The organism is Sulfitobacter aestuariivivens (genome assembly GCF_014763045.1).
In the GTDB taxonomy this organism is placed as follows: Bacteria; Pseudomonadota; Alphaproteobacteria; order Rhodobacterales; family Rhodobacteraceae; genus Sulfitobacter; species Sulfitobacter aestuariivivens.
In genome coordinates, this window is sequence record NZ_JACTAG010000003.1 from 269,266 (window position 1) to 291,635 (window position 22,370).

Sequence of the window (22,370 nt, forward strand, 5' to 3'; positions counted from 1 at the left end):
GACCTGCCACAACTGGTCCAGCAGCCGAGGAGAGGGGACAAATGCCATCCATTATCATCACTGGTGCAGGCAGCGGTGTGGGCCGTGCGACCGCGCATGCGTTCATCGAGGCGGGTTGGGATGTCGGGCTTGTTGGACGGCGAGAGGGGCCACTGGCCGAAACCGCAGGTGGGTCAGATGCGCTGGTTCTGCCCTGCGATGTGACGGATGCTGAGGCGGTGGATTTGGCCTTTGAGACGGGGCTGGAGACCTGGGGCAGGATTGATGCGCTGTTCAACAACGCAGGTGTGAGCCTGGGCGGTGCGCCAATCGACGAACTATCGGTCGAGGATATCCGCGGCCTGCTGGACGTGAATGTGATGGGCGCGTTCATTGCAGCACGCGCGGCCTTTGGCGTGATGCGCCGACAGGATCCGCAGGGGGGGCGGATCATCAACAACGGATCGGTGTCAGCGCAGGTGCCGCGCTGGGGGTCGGCGCCATACACGGCATCGAAACATGCGATCACTGGATTGACGCGATCTTTGTCACTGGATGGGCGTCCCTTCAACATCGCCTGCGGCCAGATCGACATCGGCAATGCCCTGACAGAGATGGCGCAGAAGATGACCGAGGGCGTCCCGCAGGCAGACGGTGCCATCGCGGTTGAACCGGTGATGGATGTGCGCGACGTCGCCCAGAGCGTGCTGCACATGACCAGCCTGCCGCTGAAGGCCAATGTGCAGTTCATGACCGTCATGGCCACCAACATGCCCTACATCGGGCGGGGATGAGGAGACCATCATGGGAAGGCTGACAGGCAAGCGCGCACTTGTTACCGCGGCGGGGCAGGGCATCGGCCGCGCCTCTGCATTGGCCATGGCCGCCGAAGGCGCACAAGTTTTTGCGACGGATGTGAACAGTGATCTGCTGGCTGACCTCGCTGGACGGGACGGGATTGAAACGGCCCATCTTGATGTGCGGGACCGCGCCAGTGTCAAGGCTGGCGTCAGCGCGGCCCAACCGGATATATTGTTCAACTGCGCGGGTTACGTGCATCACGGCACGGTGCAGGATGCATCGGACGATGATCTGGATTTTGCCTTCGATCTCAATGTCCGGTCAATGGTGCGCAGCATCCAGGCGGCGCTGCCGGGGATGCTGGACCGCGGACAGGGATCGATTATCAACATGTCCTCGGCGGTTTCAAGCATCATCGGTGCGCCCAATCGGTTCATCTATGGCGCGACCAAGGCTGCGGTGATTGGGCTGACGAAATCGGTGGCGGTTGACTACATCACCAAAGGAATCCGCTGTAATTGTATCTGCCCCGGCACCGTGGAAAGCCCCAGCTGGCATGACCGGGTCGCCGCACTGGGTGAAGAGATGGGCAGCTATGACGCAGCACTCGAAGCCTTTGTTTCGCGTCAGCCGATGGGTCGTGTCGCCGCGCCCGAAGAAATCGCGGCACTGGTGGTCTATCTTGCCAGCGACGAAAGTGCATTCACCACCGGACAGGCGCATGTCATTGATGGCGGCTGGTCAGGGTAACGGGTCAAGAAAAAGGACAGAATATGAAATTGCTACGCTATGGTGCGCCGGGTTTGGAAAAGCCGGGCCTGCTGGATCAGAATGGCACGCTGCGCGATCTCTCCGGTCATGTGGACGATATCGCGGGCGATGTCCTGTCAGACGACGGGCTGGAAAAGCTGCGCGCGATTGATCTGGCCAGCCTGCCCGCAGTGGAAGGCACTCCGCGGTTGGGGCCTTGCGTCGGGAGGATTGGCAAATTCTGTTGTATTGGCCTCAACTACTCCGACCATGCGGCAGAGACCGGTGCGGCGATACCAGAGCATCCGATCTTGTTCATGAAGGCGAATTCCGCCGTGGTCGGCCCCAATGATACGGTGATGATGCCGCGCGGCTCCACCTCGACGGATTGGGAATGCGAACTTGGTGTCGTGATCGGGACGACGGCAAAGTACGTCGACAAGGCCAATGCGCTTGATCATGTCGCGGGCTATTGTGTCGTGAATGACGTCTCAGAGCGGCACTTCCAGAACAAGCTTACCGGGCAGTGGACCAAGGGCAAAAGCTGCGACACGTTCGGGCCGACGGGCCCTTGGCTGGTCACCCGGGATGAGGTCACCGACCCCCAGGCGCTGGGGATGTATCTGGATGTGAATGGCAAGCGGATGCAAACCGGAAACACCGCCACGATGATCTTTACCGTGGCCGAGATCATAGAGCACCTCAGCGCGCTCTTTACGCTACATCCGGGCGATGTGATATCAACGGGCACGCCACCCGGTGTGGCGCTGGGCATGAAACCGCAGCCGATCTTCCTCAGGAAAGGCGATGTGATGGAATTGGGCATCGACGGTCTGGGTGTCCAGCGGCAGGATGTTGGTCAGGATGACTAGGCGCTGAGGATGTGGTTTTGGCTTCTTGCGACATCTTGAGAAAGACGGGCCGCTTGCACGTATCTCTCAGCGGGGCTGGTACCGCTGTCCGCCTGACCCGTCGAAAACAGTGGGGCCCGTGCACATGAAAATCACGTTCCGGGACGTCAAATCGGACATCCTGTCCAAGATCGTCAAGGGGCATTGGGCGCCCGGCGCGCTGTTGCCGGGCGAGGTCGATCTGGCCGAAACCTATGGCTGCGCGCGCGCCACGGTGAATCGCGCGATGCGCGAGCTGGCCGAAGACGGCATCATCGAACGACGGCGCAAGGCCGGAACGCGGGTGCGACAGGCACCTGTCAGGCAAGCACGCTTCGATATCCCCATCGTCCGGCGCGAGATCGAGAATAAGGGAGCTGTATACCACTACCAGTTGGTCGGGCGCCACGCGATTGCGGCACCGGATTGGCTGCGGGCGCGGCTGGATCTGCCGAAGGACGCCCGGGCCTTGCATTTGCGATGCCTGCATACCGCAGATGAAACGCCTTATCAGTTCGAGGACCGCTGGATTAGTCTCACTGCCTTGCCACAGGCCGAAGACGCGGGCTTTGACAGGGTGGGTCCGAATGAATGGCTGGTGAACACGATCCCTTTCTCGGACGCCGAAATCAGCTTTTGCGCCACTATTGCAGACAAGACGCTGGCGGATCACCTGTCATGTACGCCCGGCGATCCGCTTTTTGTGGTAGAGCGCGCCACCTGGTGGGAAGGAAAGGCGGTCACATTTGTCCGGCTGATCCACCCGCCCGGGCACCGCATGACAACCCGCTACTAGGCCGCGCAATCGCTACGTTCGGTGTTTTTTGCTGTCGTCGGAATAGGTATTTTCAAAAGGGTGAAACAGAAGGGGTGTCGTTCCAGTTTCACCCTTTTTCAAATACCTTTGCGCCAGCATTACAAAACGCGATAGCGCCTGCATTGGCGCGTGGGCGGTCTCAGAGAATGCCGGGCAGGTTTAACTTGTTCTCCCGGGCACAATCGATGGCTTCGTCATATCCCGCATCCGCGTGCCGCATCACTCCTGTTGCCGGGTCGTTCCACAGGACACGCGCGATCCTGCGGTCTGCGTCTTCGGTTCCGTCGCAACAGATGACCATGCCGGAATGCTGGCTGAAGCCCATCCCAACACCGCCGCCATGATGCAGTGACACCCACGTGGCCCCGGAGGCGGTGTTCAACAACGCATTCAGCAACGGCCAGTCAGAAACGGCGTCTGACCCGTCTTTCATGGCCTCCGTCTCGCGATTGGGCGAGGCGACAGAACCTGAATCAAGATGATCGCGACCAATCACGATCGGGGCTTTCAATTCGCCCGTTCGGACCATTTCATTGAAGGCCAGACCGAGTTTGTGGCGCACGCCCAGCCCGACCCAGCAGATGCGCGCAGGCAGACCCTGAAAGCTGATGCGGTCACGGGCCATGTCGAGCCAGGTGTGCAGGTGCGGGTCATCGACCAGCTCTTTTACCTTGGCGTCGGTTTTGTAGATGTCTTCCGGGTCCCCCGACAGCGCGCACCAGCGGAAAGGCCCGATGCCGCGGCAAAAGAGGGGGCGGATGTAGGCGGGCACGAAACCGGGGAAGGCAAAGGCATCTTCCAGCCCTTCCTCGAGCGCGACCTGCCGGATGTTGTTGCCATAATCCAGCGTGGGGACGCCCGCGTTCCAAAAATCGACCATCGCCTGCACGTGCACTTTCATCGAGGCCCGCGCGGCTTTCTCTACTGACTTGGGATCGTTTTCCCGCGCGTCGCGCCACCCGGCCATGGACCAGCCTTGCGGCAAATATCCGTTAAGCGGATCATGCGCCGACGTTTGGTCAGTCACGATATCGGGCCTTACACCGCGTTTGACCAATTCGGGAAAGACGTCCGCTGCGTTGCCAAGAAGGCCGACTGATTTTGCCTCGCCGGCAGCGGTCCAACGCTCGATCATCGCCAGCGCGTCATCCAGTGTATCGGCCCGTTCGTCGACGTAGCCGGTGCGCAGGCGGAAGTCGATGCTGTCCGGGTTGCATTCGACCGCCAGGCAGCAGGCCCCGGCCATCACGGCGGCCAGAGGTTGTGCGCCGCCCATACCGCCCAGACCACCGGTCAGGATCCAGCGCCCCTTGAGATCACCGTCATAGTGCTGGCGGCCGGCCTCAACAAAGGTTTCGTAGGTGCCCTGAACAATGCCCTGACTGCCGATGTAAATCCATGAGCCCGCGGTCATCTGGCCGTACATGGCCAGCCCCTTCTTGTCGAGTTCGTTGAAGTGGTCCCAGGTGGCCCAGTGCGGCACAAGGTTGGAGTTCGCGATGAGGACGCGTGGCGCGTCCTTGTGTGTCTCGAAGACGCCGACGGGTTTGCCGGACTGCACCAGCAGCGTCTGGGTCTCTTCGAGATTGCGCAGGCTGTCCACGATGCTGTCAAAATCTGCCCACGTGCGTGCGGCGCGCCCGATGCCGCCATAAACCACCAATTCGTGCGGGTTCTCGGCCACATCGGGATGCAGGTTGTTCATGAGCATCCGCATGGGCGCTTCGGTCAGCCAGCTTTTGGCTGTGATTTCGACCCCGGTTGCGGGGTAGATATCACGCGTGTTCTTGCGGGGATCGGTCATGTGCAGACTCCTATAGGTTGGGCATCGCGGTTGCCGCAGCGCGGCTGATCTCGCCAGAGGCGATCAGGGCGGTAGCAGTATTCATGTCGGGGGCCAGAAAGCGGTCCTGGGTAAGCGGTGGTACCTCTGCGCGCAGGCGTGTGACGACCTTTTGCAAGGTGTCGCTGGTGCGCAGTGGCGCGCGAAATTCGATGCCTTGAACAGCGCAAAGCAATTCGACGCCCAGGATGCACTCAAGGTTCTGTACCATCGGCCCCAGGCGCCGCGCGCCGTGGGCGGCCATGCTGACATGGTCTTCCTGATTGGCAGATGTCGGCGTGCTGTCGGTGACACATGGGTTGGCGAGGTGCTTGTTCTCGCTCATCAGTGCGGCTGTCGTCACCTCGGCGATCATGTAGCCACTGTTGAGACCCGGATCAGGCGTCAGGAACGGCGGCAGATTGAAGCTGAGCACCGGGTCCACGATCAGCGCAACGCGGCGCTGGGCGATGGCGCCAATCTCGGCCACGGCAAGGGCGATCATATCTGCGGCAAACCCCACGGGTTCGGCATGAAAATTACCGCCCGAGACAATGCGGTCCACACCCGTAAGCACCAGTGGATTGTCGGTGGCGGCGTTCGCTTCGATCTCAAGGGTTGTGGCGGCCATGCGCAGGACATCCATCGCGGCACCCGTCACCTGTGGCTGGCAACGGATGCAATAGGGGTCCTGTACGCGGGCATCATCCACCGCATGGCTTTCGCGGATTTCAGAGCCGTCCAGCAGGGCGCGCATCGTCTCGCTTGCGTCGATCTGGCCGCGGTGTCCGCGCAGGGCGTGGATTTCGGGTTGCAGCGGAGCAGTAGAGCCCATGATGGCGTCGGTGGAAAGCGCTGCGGTGACCAGCGCCGACCCTGCCGCGTGCCACGCGCCGAACAGGCCGGCCAGCGCAAAGGCAGTGGAAAATTGTGTTCCATTGATAAGGGCAAGCCCTTCCTTGGGGCCAAGTTCAATCGGATCAAGGCCTGCCACGGTCAGGGCTGCCGCCCCGGAGAGAACGTTGCCATCGATCTCGGCTTCGCCATGGCCCATCATCACGGCGGCCATGTGCGCCAGCGGGGCAAGATCGCCCGACGCGCCGACGGATCCCTGCGCAGGGATGACCGGGGTGATCCCGTGTTCGAGCATTGCTTCGATCAGATGCACCACCTCCAGCCGTACGCCAGAGGCACCGCGTCCCAGGCTCAGCAGTTTGAGCGCCATCATCAGGCGGGCATGGCGACGCGGGATTGCGGGGCCCACACCGCAACAATGTGACAAGATCAGGTTGCGCTGTAGCGTCGCGGTGTCAGCGGCCGCGATCTTGACGCTGGCCAATTTGCCAAATCCGGTGTTGACCCCATAAACTGCCTCGCCGCCTGCCGCGGCCTGCGCGATACGGTCATGGGCGACCTTTATGGCCGGGTGGCACGCAGTGTCTAACGTGACGGCTGCCTCGTTCCAATAGATCTCAGCCAGATCGTCCAGCGTCACGGCGCCGGGGGTCAGGGTCAGCGTGGACATGGGACACCTTTGACAATGCGGGAAAACAGGGGGTTGAAGCCGATACGGTAAGACAGCTCGGCTGGGTGGTTGACATCCCAGACCGCCAGGTCGGCGCGGGTATCGGGTGCGATGGTGCCGCAATCGCGCAAGCCCAAGGCGCGGGCTGCGTTTCGGGTCACACCGGCCAGCGCCTCTTCCGGGGTCATGCGAAAGAGGGTGCAGGCCATGTTCATGCTGAGCAGCAGCGACGTCAGCGGGGATGAACCGGGGTTGCAGTCTGTGGCCAGTGCAATCGGGACCTGATGTGTGCGCAGGGCATCCAGCGGCGGCACTTGCGTTTCGCGCAGTGTGTAAAACGCGCCCGGCAGGACGACCGCAACGGTGCCTGCCTTCGCCATGGCGGCCACGCCCGCGTCATCGAGGTATTCAATATGATCTGCCGACAGCGCGCCATAGCTTGCCGCGAGTTTTGCCCCGCCCAGATTTGACAGTTGTTCCGTATGAAGTTTGACAGGCAGGTCAAGCGTCTGTGCCACGTCAAAGACCCGCGCAATCTGGGAAGGAGTAAATGCGATACCCTCGCAAAACCCGTCAACGGCGTCGACAAGTCCTTCGGCATGGGCCGCGCGCAGGGCAGGGATGCAGACCGTATCAATATAGGCTTCCGCCTGTCCGGCGTATTCTGCGGGGACCGCATGCGCACCCAGAAAGCTGGTCACGACCCGGACATTGCGTTCTGTCGCCAGTGCACGCGCGGCGCGCAGCATGCGCAGCTCAGTTTCGATATCCAGACCATAGCCGGATTTGATCTCGACCACGCTGACCCCTTCGGCCAGCAGCGCATCCAGACGGGGCAGTGCGCTGGCGACCATGTCGGCCTGGCTGGCGCTGCGTGTTGCCGAAACTGTAGAGACGATGCCACCGCCCGCGCGTGCGACTTCCTCGTAGCTCGCGCCCTTCAGGCGCATTTCGAATTCGGTTGCCCGGTTGCCGCCATGGACGATGTGGGTGTGGCAATCAACAAGCCCCGGTGTGACAAGGCGCCCGTTCAGAGAGGTGCGCGGCAGGGCGTGATACGTGGCGGGCAGGTGGGCCTGAGGGCCGACCCATGAGATTGCGCCGTCCTGAACAGCGATTGCCGCATCCTCGATCAACCCGTAGGCCACATCTCCCTCGGCCATCGTCGCGGCGGACAGATCAGTGAATATCAGGGTGTCATCTGTCATCGGGTCCACCAAAGAACGCATTTCGCCCTTTCGCGGGCCTGTTGAATCGGTTATTATGTCTATACATAATAAAACCGGAGGATGACAATTGATTTTTGCCAAGCGGGCGCTGGTATCGGATGGCTGGGTGCTGGGCGCTAGGCTGACCCTTCAGGACGGCAAAATCGCACAGATTGACATCGGACAGGACGCGCAGGCGGGCGATGTCCGGGTGGACACCCTGTTGCCCGCCTTGGGCAATCTGCACAGCCACAGTTTTCAGCGGGCCATGGCAGGGATGACAGAGCACCGGGTCACCGGGCGTGACAATTTCTGGACGTGGCGCGACCTGATGTACCGGTTCACCGCCGCCCTGACGCCGGAGCAGACGGAAGCCATTGCCGCGCAGGTCTTTCTTGAAATGCAAGAAGCCGGCTTCGCCAGTGTAGGTGAATTTCACTATATGCATCACCAGCCGGGCGGCATGCCCTATGCCGACCTTGCGACGCTTTCCGGGCGGATCATCGCTGCGGCAAAGACCAGCGGAATCGGACTGACCCATCTGCCGGTGCTCTACAGCTATGGCGGCGCGGGGCAGGTGGCGCTTGAGCACGGTCAGGCCCGATTTGGAAACGATGTCGACACCTTTCTGCGGCTGGTCGACGGGGCAAAAACGGCGATGCGGGACTTGCCGGACGACAGCATTCTCGGGGTCGCGCCGCATTCGCTTCGGGCAACGTCACCGGATGAGTTACGGGCGCTGATTGCGGCCCGACCTGAAGGGCCCATTCACATGCACATCGCAGAGCAACCCAAGGAGGTTGCGGACATTGAGGCGTGGTTGGGCGCGCGCCCTGTGGACTGGGCGCTGGCGGAACTGCCGCTGGACGCCCGGTGGTGCCTGATCCATGCCACGCACATGACGGATGCCGAAACATCCGGTCTGGCCCTGTCCGGAGCGGTGGCCGGTTTATGTCCGGTGACAGAGGCTAACCTTGGCGACGGGGCGTTTAACGGCCCACTTTACCTGAACGAAGCGGGCGTCTTTGGCGTCGGCTCGGATTCCAACGTGTCGATTTCCCTGACAGAGGAATTGCGCATGCTGGAATATTCCCAGCGGCTGCGTGATCTTTCGCGCAACGTGATGGTTGCCGGGGCCGGCTCCGTTGGGGAAACGCTTTATTGCGGTGCGGCAACGGGGAGCGCGCAGGCGCTGGGGCGCGATGCCGGTGTCATCGCCGAAGGGCGGTTGGCGGATCTGGTCGCAATCGACAGCAGCGACCCGACGCTTTGCGCGCTTGGCACGGACGCCTTACTGGATGGGCTGGTCTTTGCGGCCAAGGACCGGGTCGTGCGCGACGTCTGGTCCGCAGGCCGCCACTGCGTGCGCGACGGGCGTCACGTGGCACACGAAGAGATCACGGCAGGCTACAGAAAGGCGATCCGGGAATTGACCGCTGCGTTATAGCGCCCGGTCCTTCAGGTGATCACGTCAGGGTCGGTGCGGCCAATCAGCGACTTCATGTCGCTGACCGCAAGCGCCGCATCCCGCACCTGTCTCAGCGCGTCCTGCGTGTCTTTCTCGGTGCTGCCGGACTGGCCGGAGTACTGCTCGAGGTAAAGCCTGACGGTTGCCCCTTCGGTGCCGGTGCCGGAAAGCCGGAACACCGCCCGCGCGCCGCCTTCGAAATAAAGGCGCAGGCCCTGACCCGTGCTGACGGACCCATCAACCGGATCTTGATAGGAGAATTCGTCGGCGGCAGTGACTGTCAACCCTGCAAAATGTTGCCCGGGCAGATCGTCGAGCCGCGCACGCAGCCCATCGATCAGCGCGTTTGCCTTGTCGGTCGCGACAGCCTCGTAATCATATCGCGAATAATAATCGCGGCCATAGGTGGCCCAGTGATCTTTGACGATCTCGGCAACAGATTGACGCCGCACGGCGAGGATATTGAGCCACAGGAGCACGGCCCACAGGCCGTCTTTTTCGCGGACATGGTTTGATCCGGTGCCCGCGCTTTCTTCGCCGCAGAGCGTCACACGTCCGGCGTCCAACAGATTACCAAAGAACTTCCAGCCGGTAGGAGTTTCAAAGGCCTCGATCCCCAGTTTCGCCGCGACACGGTCGCTGGCGGCACTGGTCGGCATGGAGCGCGCAACACCTGCAAGCCCGTTCTTGTAGGCCGGGGCCAGATGGGCATTTGCGGCAAGCACGGCAAGGCTGTCGGACGGCGTCACATAAAGCCCCCGCCCGACGATCATGTTGCGGTCCCCATCGCCATCAGAAGCCGCGCCAAGATCAGGTGCATCCTCGGACAACATCAGGTCCATCAGGGGCTTGGCCCAGATCGGATTGGGGTCGGGGTGGCCCTTGCCAAAATCCTCGGACGGGATGCCATTCGCCACAGTGCCCGGCGCGGCACCCAGCGCGTCCTGAAGGATAGCGGTCGCATAGGGCCCCGTAACCGCGTGCATGGCGTCAAAACGCATGGTGAACCCGCTGGCAAAGAGGGCGCGGATTGCGTCGAAATCGAACAGGTCTTCCATCAGGGCCTGGTACCGGGCCACCGGGTCTTCGACCGTGACTTTCATATGTCCCATTTGCGTGGTGGCACAGGTGGAAAGGTCAACGTCCTGTGCGTCCAGTGTTTTGTAGGAACCGATCGTCTGTGTGTTCGCAAATATCTCTGCGGTCAGCTTTTCCGGTGCAGGCCCCCCATTTGCCCCGTTGAATTTGACACCGAAATCGGCGTCGATCCCGCCGGGATTGTGGCTGGCGGACAGGATGATCCCGCCATCGGCCTTCAGTGCGCGAATAAGGTGTGATGCGGCTGGTGTGGACAGGATGCCGTTCTGGCCGACGATGACATGGGCCGCGCCATTGGCCGCAGCCATTTTAAGGATGGCCTGAATGGCGGGCGCATTGAAATAGCGCCCGTCGCCGCCCACGACCAAAGTCTTGCCTTCAGCCCCGCCAATGGCATCAAACGTCGCTTGGATAAAATTCTCAAGATATCCCGGTTCCATGAAAACCCGTGTCTTCTTGCGCAGTCCCGATGTGCCGGGTTTCTGACCGTCGATCGGTTTTGTGGAAACGGTTTCAATCTTCATTCTTGGGTCCTTCCTGCGGTCCTCTGCCCGCATCTTGCATCATTTGCGCGATTTCGGCGAGGCTGTTGTCGGCACGCAACGCGTCTACTTTCACATCGTATCTGCGCTGCCAATTTGGGTGTTCGTCGACCGTGCCCGGCAGGTTTTGGGTCTCGGTTTCTTGCAGGACATCATCAAGCTGTACCGCCGCAAGCGTTGCGTTAGTGACGGCGAGGCGGTCGTGGACTTCTGTCGCGAATGGACGTGCCTTACTGACGGCACTGACTTCCCCGGCACGCTTGCAGTGTTCGGCGCGGGCCCTGGCGGCGTCGATCCACCCGAGCTTTTCCCACCAGTCGATGTCGCGCCCCGTGGCATAACCGTCCACGGTCGGCGTGTCGTGGGTTGCAAAGCACGACAGGACCTGCGTGGGAGAGCGGGCCGGGTCGGGAAAGCGGCCCTTGGCGTCCTTTTCATATTGCATCACCGCGTAGCCGTAAAACCCATGGCCGCGCATGGTGTCGCGAAAACCCTTGGGCACCAGACCAAGGTCCTCTCCGATCACGGCGCAGCCATGACGGGCGGCTTCGATCTTGATGACAGCTGTCAACGCGTCGAGAGGTTGGCGGATGTAGCCGCCGGGGCTGCCATCGTCAGGGATCCAAAAGCTGCGATAAAGCCCAAGTACGTGGTCGATACGAATAATGCCCGCATGTGCCATTGTCTGCGCCAACACACGTCGCCACGGGCGATAGCGTTGGTCCCTCAGCTTGCGTGGGGCATAGGCCGCCAGCATCCAGTTCTGACCGCCGGGGCTCAGATGATCAGGCGGGGCACCGATGGAGACGCCCTGTGCAACAGACCCTTGCGCGCACCACGTTTCGGCCCCACCGCGTCGCGGGCCCACGGCCAGATCAAGATAGAGGCCCAACCCCATTCCTCCTGTCAGTGCACGGGATTGCGCTGCGGCAAGTTGCTGTGCTGCGTGCCACTGCAACCAGACGTGATAGTCCACCTGCAAATTGGCCGGTTCGGGAGCAATACCGGACCAATCCCGCCAGTCCGGTCCGCCAAGTTCACTTAACGCCTCAAAGCGCGCGAAGGTGAGCAGATCGTCGCCGCCGCCACTTTTGAAGCGTTGAAATTCGGCGTCCTTTGGGCCTTGGCGGAATGTCCTATGAAGCGTCTCCAAGGCGGCATGGTGCGCGGATTTGTGGGCGCGGTAGGGGATCGTTCGCGCGTTGCGCAGTTTGGCACGCGTTGGCTCATCCAACACTCTTGCCGCCCCCGGCACCTTGTCCAGCGCGATATGGGCCGTGTTCAGGTACCCTCTGTGCGAGGGCGAATAGGGGCTGATCGTGTCGTGATCGGCATAGCCCATGTTGTGCACCGGGTTGATGCCAAGAAAACCGGCCCCATGTGCGCCAAGTGCTTCGGCGGTCCGGGCCAGATCCTCGTAATCGCCAAGACCGGCGTTGCGGTCTGAGGCCAGCCCGTAAAGTGCGCAGGTCATCCCCCATTGGCGCGGAACCTGTGGCAAGGTGTCGGGCGCGGCCAAAATGGTGATTTCCTGACTGCCGATGCGCAGCACGTAGATGTCCGGCGGCAGGGGGGGAAGGGTCAGGTGTTCGGTCGGTTTGCCACAGGCAAGCGGTTCGGCTGTATCATCCGTGCGCAGGCTCCATGGTGCGATTGCGGGAAATGTCAGTGCTGTCGTGCGCCCGCTCTGAACGATCACTTCGCGCGGGAGTGTGCGCGTTGACCTGTCGCGCCGCGCAAGTTTCAGACTGTCGCGGATAGCCGCGTCCGTTGAGACATCGACGTCGTTCGCCGCCAGCAGCGCTTTTTGCGTGTCCGGGGCCGTCGGACGCTCCACTCTGTCCAGATCCCGGAAGCGGGGCAGAATACCGTAGTGATCGGCCAGTTCTGACAGGGCCTTGTCGGTGCTCATGCGTCCGGCCCCTTTGGCACCAAAACAAAGGCGGAGACGCTTTGCGAGTGGATGCTGGCGGTATCGCGGCGCTCTGGCACCGGGTCGATGGGATGGGGCCATGCCGTGTCGATGCCGCGGGCCCATGAGAGACCATCGGGCGCGGGGGGAAGAGACGCTGCCCCTGCGTCGTTGCTCCGGTTAAAGACGGCAAATACGACGTCGTCGGTAGCATCGTAGGGGGATGCCTCAGCGGCGCCGCGCAGGGTCAGGCAAAAACGGGCAAGTGCCGGATCGCTCCACTCAAGGGGGGCGCCGGTGAAATCGGTCCAACTGACATCGGGCTGGTGATCCTCGGCCCGAATGGACCCGTGCAGAAACCGGTTTTGGCGTAGGGCGGGGTGGCTGCGACGAAAGGTCGAAAGGTGCGCGGTGAACGCCATGAGGCCTTCATCGGCCTGATCCCAGTTCAGCCAGCCAATTGGATTATCCTGACAATAGGCATTGTTGTTGCCCAGCTGCGAATTCCCGAATTCGTCGCCTGCCAGCACCATCGGCGTGCCTTGCGACAAGAACAGCATGGCGAGCATATTGCGTTGACGTCGTGCGCGGCGGGCCTGGGTCGCGGGGTCGGTCGTGTCCCCTTCGACGCCGTTGTTATCACTGTAGTTGGCGCCGTGACCGTCGCGGTTGCCTTCTTTGTTGGCGGCGTTGTTGCGGTGCCCATAGCGGGTGATATCGGCAAGCGTGAAACCGTCATGGCTGGCGATAAAGTTCACGGAGGTGTCTGCGCGCCGGCCCGCGCGGTCAAAAATGTCGGCCGACCCCAGCAGGCGGGCGCCCATGGCTTGTGCGCTGTGGGCATCCCCGCGCCAGAACTGTCGCAGGGAATCGCGATAATGGTCGTTCCATTCGGCAAAGGGGGGCGGGAACCCCCCCAGACGGTACCCGCCGGGTCCGATGTCCCACGGCTCCGCGATCAGGCGGGCGCGCGACAGCACAGGATCCTGGCCAAGTGCGTCCAGAAAGCCACCGTTCTGATCAAAGCCCTGATCTTCCCGCGCGAGCGTCGTGGCCAGATCAAAGCGGAAGCCATCGACGCCCATTTCTGTCACCCAGAACCGGAGGCTGTCGAGCACCATGCGCGTGACCTGCGGGTGAGCTACATTCAGTGTATTGCCGCAGCCGGTGTCGTTGACAAAATAGCGCGGCTGATCTGACTGCAACCGGTAGTATGAGTCGTTGTCCAGTCCGCGGAAGGCAATGGTTGGCCCCCTCTGGTCGCCTTCCGCGGTGTGGTTGTAGACCACGTCCAGAATGACCGCGATGCCCGCGCTGTGAAAGCGGTCCACCATCTGGCGAAACCCCTGCAGGCCTGAAGAGCCGAAGTAGCGCGGTTCTGCGGCGAAAAAGCCGATGCTGTTATAGCCCCAGTAGTTTTTCAGGCCCCGGTCCAGCAGAAACTTATCATCCAGAAAGTGGTGCACGGGCAGCAACTCGACACTGCCCACACCCAGCTTGGTCAGATGGTCCAGCATCGTGTCGCTGGCCAGTCCTTCGTAGGTGCCGCGCAAGGGATCCGGTATGCCCGGATGCAGGCGTGTCAGGCCTTTGGGGTGCGCCTCGTAGATCAGGTCGCGGTCGGAGTTTGGCGGGGAATCGCGCGGGGACGACAACAGACCGGGGTCTGACACAACGGATTTCGGGACAAATGGCGCGCTGTCGATGGTGCTGAAAGACAGATCTTCGTCGCGTGCCGTTGCGATGTAGCCCAGCAGAGCGGGGTCGTTGGCCCAACGCCCCGCAACCTCACGCGTGTACGGGTCCATCAGCAGCTTGTGGGCGTTAAAGCGGTGTCCGTCCTGCGGCGCGTAGGGGCCATGGGCGCGGTAGCCGTAAAGCGTGCCGGGTTGCAGCCCGGCCACGTGTACGTGCCAGATGTCGCCGCTGCGTTCTGGCAACGCAAAGCGTGCGGTTTCGGTCTGCCCATCAGGACTGTAGAGGCACAGATCCATGGCTGTGGCATTGGCGGAAAACACGGCGAAGTTGACGCCGTCGCCATCGTAGTGCGCGCCAAGCCGGTGCGGCGTGCCTGCGGAAAGTCGTGCCATGTCCATTGTGCGCGGACTACCCTGTCAGGGCGGCGCGGTAAACGCCCAGATAGGCTGCTGCCGATGTGTCCCAGCCTACCGGGTGCGCCATCGCACGGCGCATCATCCCGGCCCATGTTTTCGGATGCTGTCGAAACAGGGTGCAGGCCCGCCCGATGGCATGGCCCAGCATGGTGGCGTCGCCCGGCGGATGTTGGAATCCCGTGGCGCAATTGCCGGCGGTCAGCGCGGCTTCGTTGGCGTCAATCACCGTGTCGGCCAGCCCACCCGTACGTGCCACCACGGGCAGGGTGCCGTATCGCAGCCCGTAAAGCTGCGTCAGGCCGCAGGGCTCGAACCGGGAGGGGATCAGAATCGCATCACTGCCGCCCTGCAGCAGGTGTGACAGGTCTTCGTCGTAGCCGATGATCGTCCCCACCGCGCCGCTGAAATCGCTGCCGGCCTTCATGAAGGCGCGCTCTAGCGATGGGTCCCCGGTGCCCAGGACCGCAAGCCGTCCGCCCGCGCCCGTCAGGTGCGGCAGACACTCCAGCAGCAGATCAAGCCCCTTTTGCTCCGTCAGCCTGCTGATGACACAAAAGAGGGGACCGGGGCCGGTCTTTAGCCCAAAGCGTTTTTCGACTGCTGCCTTGTTGGTGGCTTTGCCTTTGAGACTGCGCGCTGAGTAGACGGCGGGCAATCGCGTGTCGGTGGCCGGGTTCCAGGCGTCAAGGTCGATTCCGTTGAGGATCCCTGAGAGATCGCCCTGTCGCGCCCGCAGCAGGCCGTCCATGCCCATGCCGAAGTCCGGTGTCAGCAGTTCAGCGGCATAGGTCGGGCTGACCGTGGTGATCTTGTCCGCCAGTGCCAAACCCGCTTTGAGAAAGCTGATGTGACCCCAGTATTCGATGCCCTCGGATGTGAATTGCGTCTTCTTGAGGTGCAGCGTCTCAAGGTGGCTGGCGTCATAGACGCCCTGAAAAGCGATATTGTGGATGGTGGTGATGACCGGTGGAGCCGCCGCGTCGGATTGCTGAAGGTAGGCTGGAACCAGACCAGCTTGCCAGTCATGCACGTTGATCACGTCAGGTTGCCAGCCTTTGACGCCATTGCGACCTACTTGGGCACCTGCGAAGGCGAGTGCTGCAAACCGCAGGTCGTTGTCGGGCCAATCCTGACCGTCGGTGCCGAGGTAGGGCGAGCCGGGCCGGTCATAGAGATGCGGTGCATCAAGAAGCAGCAGATCAAGCCCCTCTGCCTGAACCGCGATCACCTGTGCCGGGCCACCAAAGAGCGCGTCAAAGGCCAGCATCTTTTTGCCGGCCTTCAGGTGTGGCTTGAGGGCCGTATAGGCCGGTATCAGCACCCGAACAGAGACGTCATGGGCCTTGAGCGCCTTTGGCACGGCACCGATCACGTCGGCCAGACCGCCCGTCTTGACGAAGGGCGCGCATTCCGAGGCCACGAAAAGGACGTTCATGTCAACTCTCCAGCCGATCGATCATCGGTTGGGTGATCATGCAAATGCCGTTTTCAGAACGCCTGAACCGTTTGGCGTCAAGTTCGGGGTTTTCGCCGACCACCAGTCCTTCGGGGATTTCGACACCGCGGTCGATCACCACGTTCCTGAGGCGTGCCTTGCGATTGATCACCACGTAAGGCATCGCCACGACCCCTTCGAGTTCGGCAAAGGAGTGGGTCTTGACCCCGGTGAACAGCAGGCATTGATCCAGCCGTGATCCTGAGATGATGCAGCCACCTGACACCATCGACGACACCGCATGCCCGCGCCGTCCCTCTTCGTTATGAATGAACTTGGCCGGCGGGGTCAGTTCCGAATAGGTCCAGATCGGCCACTCGTTGTCGTAAAGATCAAGCTCGGGCTCGAAATCGGTCAGATCGACATTCGCCTGCCAGAAGGCGTCGATGGTGCCGACGTCACGCCAATAGGGCTTTTCCTCAAGCCCGGTGCGCACACACGAGCGGCTGAAAGGGTGGGCATTGGCGCTGCCCTCGCGCACGATTTTGGGGATGATATCGCCCCCGAAATCATGACCATAGCCGTCTTCCTTGCTGCATTCGTCCAGAAGGCGGCACAGGTACTCGGTCTCGAACACGTAGATCCCCATGCTGGCCAGGGCCATGTCGGGATTGTCGGGCATCGGCGGGGGGTCAGCAGGTTTTTCAACGAAATCAAGGATCTGATCCGCGCTGTCGACCTTCATGACACCAAAGCCCTTGGCATCTTCGCGCGGCACTTCGATGCAGCCCACAGTCACATCCGCGCCGCTGAGGACGTGATGTTTGATCATCAGCGAATAGTCCTGCTTGTAGATGTGATCGCCGGCCAGAATGATGATGTATTTTGGCGCATACCCGCGGATGATGTCGATGTTCTGGGTGACAGCATCTGCCGTGCCCTTGTACCAGTTCTCGTTATCAAGCTGCTGCGAGGCGGGCAGGATATCGAGGCTTTCGTTCCGCTCGGCGCGGAAAAAGCTCCAACCGCGCTGCAGGTGACGGATCAGGGAATGGGCCTTGTACTGGGTTGCCACGCCAATGCGGCGGATGCCTGAGTTGACGGCGTTGGAGAGGGCAAAGTCGATGATCCGGCTCTTGCCGCCGAAATACATTGCAGGTTTGGCGCGTCTGTCGGTCAGCTCATAGAGGCGACTGCCCCGTCCTCCGGCCAGCACAAAGGCCATTGTCTGTTGTGCAAGTCGTGTTGATTGTCGGTCCATAGGTCGTTCCCCCCAGATTTTCAGGTCTGCGCTGCCTCGTCTTGTTGCAACTCAAAAAAGAGCGTCGAAAGTGGTGGTAGGGTCAGTGACAGCGAATGCGGGCGTCCTGATGCGGCGATCTCTTCACTGTCGGCATGCCCCATGTTTCCGCGGTCCGCCCCGCCATAGCGGCTGGCGTCGGTGTTCAAGCGCTCAATCCAGCGCCCCGGATACGGCACCCCGATGCGGCGCGCAGTGCGTTCAACGGGGGTGAAGTTGCTGACAACCAGCACGGGGGCCGCGTCTTTCGGGCCCTTGCGCAGCCACGCGAAAACGGAGTCCTCTGCCGCGTCTTCTTCGATCCATTCGAAGCCGTCTGGCTTGCAGTCTTGTGCGTGGAGTGCGGGCGCCCCACGATAGAGCGTGTTGAGATCGCGGATCAGGGTCTGCATTCCCGCATGCCGAGGTTCACCCAGCAAGTGCCAGTCAAGACTGTCGTCGTGGTTCCATTCGCGTCTTTGGGCGAACTCGCAACCCATGAACAGCAGCTTTTTGCCCGGATGCCCCCACATGAAGCCATAATAGGCCCGCAGGTTGGCAAATGCGTCGGCACCGTCACCGGGCATCTTTTCAATCATCGATCCTTTGCCGTGCACGACCTCGTCATGGCTGATCGGCAGGACAAAGTTTTCTGAAAAGGCGTAGTGCAGTCCGAATGTCATCTTTTGATGATGGTGTTTGCGGTGGATCGGATCTTCGGCAATGTAGGACAGCGTGTCGTTCATCCACCCCATATTCCATTTGAATCCGAACCCCAGTCCGCCCTGATCTGCCGGACCGCTGACGCTTGGAAAGGCGGTGGATTCCTCTGCCACTGTCATGATCCCCGGCACCTCGCCATATGTCACGGTATTGGTGCGTTGCAAAAACGCGATTGCCTCAAGATTTTCGCGACCCCCGTCCTTGTTTGGCACCCATTCGCCGTCTTTTCGCGAGTAGTCGCGGTAAAGCATGGAGGCGACGGCATCGACGCGCAATCCGTCGATGTGGTGTTCGCGCAACCAGTAGAGCGCGTTAGCCACCAAATAATTGGACACCTCGCGCCGCCCGTAATTGAAAACCAGCGTGTTCCAGTCGGGATGAAACCCTTCGCGCGGGTCGGCGTGCTCGTAAAGTGGCGTGCCATCGAACTTGCCTAAGCCATGCGAGTCTTCGGGGAAATGCCCCGGTACCCAGTCAAGGATCAGCCCGATCTCTGCGGCATGACATGCCTCAACAAAGGCACGGAATTCTTCGAGCGTGCCGTGTCGGATGGTTGGGGCGTAAAGACCGACGGGTTGATAGCCCCAGGAGCCATCGAAGGGGAATTCCGAAATCGGCATCAGCTCGATATGGGTGAAACCGAGGTCTTTCACATAGCTGACAAGCTGTTCAGCATATTCAATATAGGACAGGGGTCGATTGCCGTCTTCGGGCACACGCCGCCATGAACCAAGGTGAACCTCGTAGATCGAAATCGGCTGGTCGATGCGTTGGTGTGCCGCACGGCCTTGCATCCAAGGGGCATCCTTCCAGTCATAGCCGTTCAGCCGACGCACGACAGAGGCGGTTTTGGGGGGGTGTTCCGCCCCAAAGCCGAATGGATCAGCTTTTTGTGGCAACAGCGTGCCGGAGGAGTCGAGCAATTCGTATTTGTATGCCGCACCATCGCCGACATCTGGCAGAAAAACCTCCCAGACACCGGTCTGCCCGCGCCGTCGCATTGGCGCGCGGCGCCCATCCCAGCCGTTGAAGTCGCCCACCACGGATACACGGCGCGCATTCGGCGCCCAGACCGCAAAGTGGGTCCCCGAAACACCTTCGTGCGTCATGACATGCGCGCCCAGCACCTGCCACAGATCCAGATGGGCACCTTCGTTGATCAGATGTTCATCAAGGTCCCCCATGACAGGGCCAAACCGATAGGGGTCGTCTGTATCCCATTGATGATGGCCGCTGGTAAACTGCAGCCTGTAAGGAAATCGCTTCTTGCGGCGCGGTATCTCGCCCGCAAACAATCCTTCACCCAGGTTTTCGAGCGTGGCCAGCGTGCGTCCACTTTCTGCTTCCAGTACAGAGGCAGCATCGGCTTCGGGATGAAAGGCCCGAACGGTGATCGCACCGTTCTCCTGATGCAGGCCCAGCACTGAGAAAGGATCGGCATGGGTGCCGGTCGTAATCTGGTGGGCGTCATCGGGTGTGATCAAGCCGTTCTTCCTTTCGCCGCGTGCAGGCGTTTCCACATCAACCTAGCGCACAGAGGGTGCATTCCAAATCTCCTCCGCATAGCCACGGATCGTCCTGTCGGATGAAAACCAGCCCATGCGGGCGGTATTTGTGGCCGCTTTCCGGGTCCAGCCCCGCTGATCGCGGTACGCTGCGTCCACTCTGCGCTGCGCGTCAAAATAGCTGTCAAAGTCACAGGTCACGAGGAAATAGTCGTGATCGTAGAGATTGGTCAGCACATCCTGATAGCGGGTTTTGTCACCCCCCGAGAATTCGCCGGCCGCGATCTGCTCAAGCGCCATGGAGAGGCGCGGGCTGTATTTTATTGCGTTGCGGGCGTAGGCGTGTTCGGCGCGGCGCGCCTCTACCTCGCTGGCGGTCAGGCCGAAGAGAAAGAAATTTTCTTCCCCCACATGATCGCGGATTTCCACATTCGCGCCATCCAGCGTGCCGATTGTGGGGCTGCCGTTCAGCGAAAGCTTCATATTGCCGGTGCCCGACGCCTCTTTGCCCGCGGTCGAAATCTGCTCTGACAGATCAGAGGCCGGGATCAGCAGTTCGGCCATCGAGACATTGTAGTTTTCAGGGTAGACTACCTGCAAAAGATCGCGGGTGACCGGGTCTTGGTTGAGTGTTTTGGCCACGTCATTGATCAGGCGAATGATAGACTTGGCCAGCACGTACCCCGGTGCCGCCTTGCCGCCAAAGATCTTGACGCGTGGTGTCCAATCGCCATCGGGATTGGCGCGAATATCGTTCCACAGGGCGATGGTTTCGAGGATGTTCAGATGCTGGCGCTTGTATTCGTGGATGCGCTTGATCTGAACGTCGAACATGGCGTCCGTGTTTAGTGACATGCCGTGCTCAGCCTTGAGCCATTGGGCCAGCCGCTGCTTGTTGCTGCGCTTTGCGGTGTCGTAGGCATCGAGAAAACCGGTATCGTCCAGATTCGGCTCCAGTTCCGACAACCGTTCCAGATCATCCTGCCAGCCGGTACCGATGGTATCGGTGATCACGCGACGCAGGGCGGGGTTGCAGGCATGCAGCCAGCGGCGCGGCGTGACGCCGTTGGTCTGGTTCAGGATGCGCCCCGGATAGAGCGCATTGAGATCGGCAAAGACGGTTTCTTTTACCAGATCGGAGTGCAGTGCCGAGACCCCATTGACGTGAGACGCCATGATAAAGGCCAGTTCGCCCATCTTGACGTTGCCGTCTTCTATGATGCGCACCTGAGTTCCCACGCGCTCGAAATGGGCAGCCTCAATATGCTGAATGATTTGATAGTGGCGCGGCAGAATGCGCGAGAATAGCCCCTCTGACCAGCGTTCCAGCGCTTCTGGCAGCAGGGTGTGGTTGGTATAATTCAGCGTGGCCCGCGCTAGTTCGATGGCGGGCTCCATCTCAAGGCTGTGCACGTCTACCAGCAACCGCACCAGTTCAGGCCCGGCAATTGCGGGATGGGTGTCGTTAAGCTGGATCGCAACGTGGTCGGGCAGGGTTGCCAGTGCATGCCCCTCGGATAAAAAGCGCCGCAAGATATCCTGAAGCGACGCAGCGGTGAAGAAATACTCTTGCTTGAGCCGCAATTCCTTTCCGACCTCGGTCGTGTCATCGGGATAAAGCACGCGGCTGATGGTCCGTGCGAGGCTCTCGGCCACGCTGGCACCGATGTAATCCCCGCGGTTAAAGCTTTCGAGATCAAAAAGGGCCGCTGGCTTCGCCGCCCAAAGACGGAGAGTGTTGGCCCATTTGCCCTGCCAGCCGACAGTCGGCGTGTCGTGTGCAGAGGCAACAACGGTTTCGCCCGGCTCCCAGGATGCTTGGCCGTTTTCGGTGCGCACGTGACCGCCAAAATGGATGGGGTAGGCCACCTCGGGTCGCTCGAATTCCCAGACATGGCGCTGCTCTAGCCACGCTTCTGCGCTTTCCATCTGCTGGCCATTTTCAAAGTGCTGTTCGAAGAGACCGTGTTCGTACCGGATGCCATAGCCATAGGCCGGGATGGCAAGCGTTGACAGGCTGTCCATGAAACAGGCGGCCAGTCGTCCCAGACCGCCGTTTCCTAGAGCTGCATCGGGTTCATCCGCAACTACCGCGTGGTAATCCTGACCCAGCGCGTTCATTGCCACGCGCGCGTTCTCTTCCAGATCGAGGTTGATGATCACGTCTTCGATCAGCCGCCCGATCAGGAATTCCATCGACAGGTAATAGACGCGCTTGTGCTTGCCTTCATACGTTTGGCGTGTCGAGGCGAACCAGGGCTCGACCACCCGGTCGCGCAGGGTCAGTGACAATGCGATGCGCCAGTCATAAAGACTGGCATGTGCCGCATCCTTGCCTAACGAGAATTTCAAATGTTTCTCGATATCGGTGCGCAGGGAGTCGGGGGTGACGGTTTCGGGATTGATTTGCAGCATGAAGCCTTCGCGAGAATAGCGGGCCGAACGGCCGTGACAGGGCGGAGCGCGTCTAAGGCGCGGGGTTAGTCGGTTCCTAGATCAACG

General features: G+C 61.1%; 15 protein-coding genes. 5 read left to right on the plus strand and 10 right to left on the minus strand.

The features are described 5' to 3' along the window. Nucleotides 1-41: 41 nt before the first annotated feature. The 4 genes from H9Q16_RS19220 (at nucleotide 42) to H9Q16_RS19235 (ending at nucleotide 3,216) form a co-directional block, all read left to right on the plus strand. Nucleotides 42-773, plus strand: coding sequence for an SDR family oxidoreductase (locus H9Q16_RS19220; RefSeq protein ID WP_191077090.1), 732 nt, complete (start codon nucleotides 42-44; stop codon nucleotides 771-773). Nucleotides 774-783: 10 nt separating this feature from the next. Then, nucleotides 784-1,530 (plus strand): SDR family oxidoreductase, encoded by a 747-nt coding sequence (locus H9Q16_RS19225; RefSeq protein WP_216859506.1) that lies wholly within the window; start codon nucleotides 784-786, stop codon nucleotides 1,528-1,530. 23 nt (nucleotides 1,531-1,553) lie between these two features. Beyond that, the gene (locus tag H9Q16_RS19230; RefSeq protein ID WP_191077091.1) at nucleotides 1,554-2,402 is read left to right on the plus strand and encodes a fumarylacetoacetate hydrolase family protein; all 849 of its coding nucleotides are present in this window, start codon (nucleotides 1,554-1,556) and stop codon (nucleotides 2,400-2,402) included. A gap of 124 nt (nucleotides 2,403-2,526) precedes the next feature. Further along, the gene (locus H9Q16_RS19235; protein WP_191077092.1) at nucleotides 2,527-3,216 is read left to right on the plus strand and encodes a histidine utilization transcriptional repressor HutC; all 690 of its coding nucleotides are present in this window, start codon (nucleotides 2,527-2,529) and stop codon (nucleotides 3,214-3,216) included. 160 nt (nucleotides 3,217-3,376) lie between these two features. On the opposite strand, the gene hutU is transcribed toward H9Q16_RS19235, so the two are convergent. The 3 genes from hutU to hutI are packed head-to-tail and all read right to left on the minus strand — an operon-like array spanning nucleotide 3,377 to nucleotide 7,792. Continuing rightward, nucleotides 3,377-5,041 carry a urocanate hydratase gene (gene hutU, locus H9Q16_RS19240; protein ID WP_191077093.1) on the minus strand — a complete coding sequence of 555 codons (1,665 nt, stop codon included), beginning with the start codon at nucleotides 5,039-5,041 and terminating at the stop codon, nucleotides 3,377-3,379. A 10-nt stretch (nucleotides 5,042-5,051) separates the two neighbouring features. Next, nucleotides 5,052-6,584 (minus strand): histidine ammonia-lyase, encoded by a 1,533-nt coding sequence (gene hutH, locus H9Q16_RS19245; protein WP_191077094.1) that lies wholly within the window; start codon nucleotides 6,582-6,584, stop codon nucleotides 5,052-5,054. Continuing rightward, the gene (gene hutI / locus H9Q16_RS19250) at nucleotides 6,572-7,792 is read right to left on the minus strand and encodes an imidazolonepropionase (RefSeq protein ID WP_191077095.1); all 1,221 of its coding nucleotides are present in this window, start codon (nucleotides 7,790-7,792) and stop codon (nucleotides 6,572-6,574) included. Before hutI ends, hutH begins: the two co-directional genes overlap by 13 nt. Before the next feature lie 88 nt (nucleotides 7,793-7,880). Here hutI and H9Q16_RS19255 point away from each other — a divergent pair, with 88 nt between their 5' ends. Continuing rightward, nucleotides 7,881-9,239, plus strand: coding sequence for a formimidoylglutamate deiminase (locus H9Q16_RS19255; protein ID WP_191077096.1), 1,359 nt, complete (start codon nucleotides 7,881-7,883; stop codon nucleotides 9,237-9,239). A gap of 11 nt (nucleotides 9,240-9,250) precedes the next feature. Here the strand turns inward: H9Q16_RS19255 and H9Q16_RS19260 are convergent, their stop codons facing one another. Genes H9Q16_RS19260 through H9Q16_RS19290 form a run of 7 tightly spaced genes read right to left on the minus strand, consistent with a single transcriptional unit; the run spans nucleotide 9,251 to nucleotide 22,283 of the window. Then, nucleotides 9,251-10,882, minus strand: a complete 1,632-nt coding sequence (locus tag H9Q16_RS19260; RefSeq protein WP_191077097.1) for an alpha-D-glucose phosphate-specific phosphoglucomutase — start codon at nucleotides 10,880-10,882, stop codon at nucleotides 9,251-9,253. Next, nucleotides 10,872-12,812, minus strand: coding sequence for a 4-alpha-glucanotransferase (malQ, locus tag H9Q16_RS19265; RefSeq protein ID WP_191077098.1), 1,941 nt, complete (start codon nucleotides 12,810-12,812; stop codon nucleotides 10,872-10,874). The genes H9Q16_RS19260 and malQ overlap by 11 nt, the downstream gene beginning before the upstream one ends. After that, entirely contained in the window at nucleotides 12,809-14,908 is a 2,100-nt protein-coding gene (gene glgX, locus H9Q16_RS19270) for a glycogen debranching protein GlgX (protein WP_191077099.1), read from the minus strand. The genes malQ and glgX overlap by 4 nt, the downstream gene beginning before the upstream one ends. A gap of 10 nt (nucleotides 14,909-14,918) precedes the next feature. After that, a complete protein-coding gene (glgA, locus tag H9Q16_RS19275; protein WP_191077100.1) occupies nucleotides 14,919-16,361 on the minus strand; it encodes a glycogen synthase GlgA in 1,443 nt (480 codons plus the stop codon). Nucleotide 16,362: 1 nt separating this feature from the next. Beyond that, nucleotides 16,363-17,622: a glucose-1-phosphate adenylyltransferase gene (glgC, locus tag H9Q16_RS19280; RefSeq protein ID WP_191077101.1), complete on the minus strand. Its 1,260-nt coding sequence runs from the start codon at nucleotides 17,620-17,622 to the stop codon at nucleotides 16,363-16,365. Between the two features lie 20 nt (nucleotides 17,623-17,642). Then, nucleotides 17,643-19,847 (minus strand): 1,4-alpha-glucan branching protein GlgB, encoded by a 2,205-nt coding sequence (gene glgB / locus H9Q16_RS19285; RefSeq protein ID WP_191077102.1) that lies wholly within the window; start codon nucleotides 19,845-19,847, stop codon nucleotides 17,643-17,645. Between the two features lie 42 nt (nucleotides 19,848-19,889). Further along, nucleotides 19,890-22,283 (minus strand): glycogen/starch/alpha-glucan phosphorylase, encoded by a 2,394-nt coding sequence (locus tag H9Q16_RS19290; RefSeq protein ID WP_191077103.1) that lies wholly within the window; start codon nucleotides 22,281-22,283, stop codon nucleotides 19,890-19,892. Between the last annotated feature and the right edge of the window lie 87 nt (nucleotides 22,284-22,370).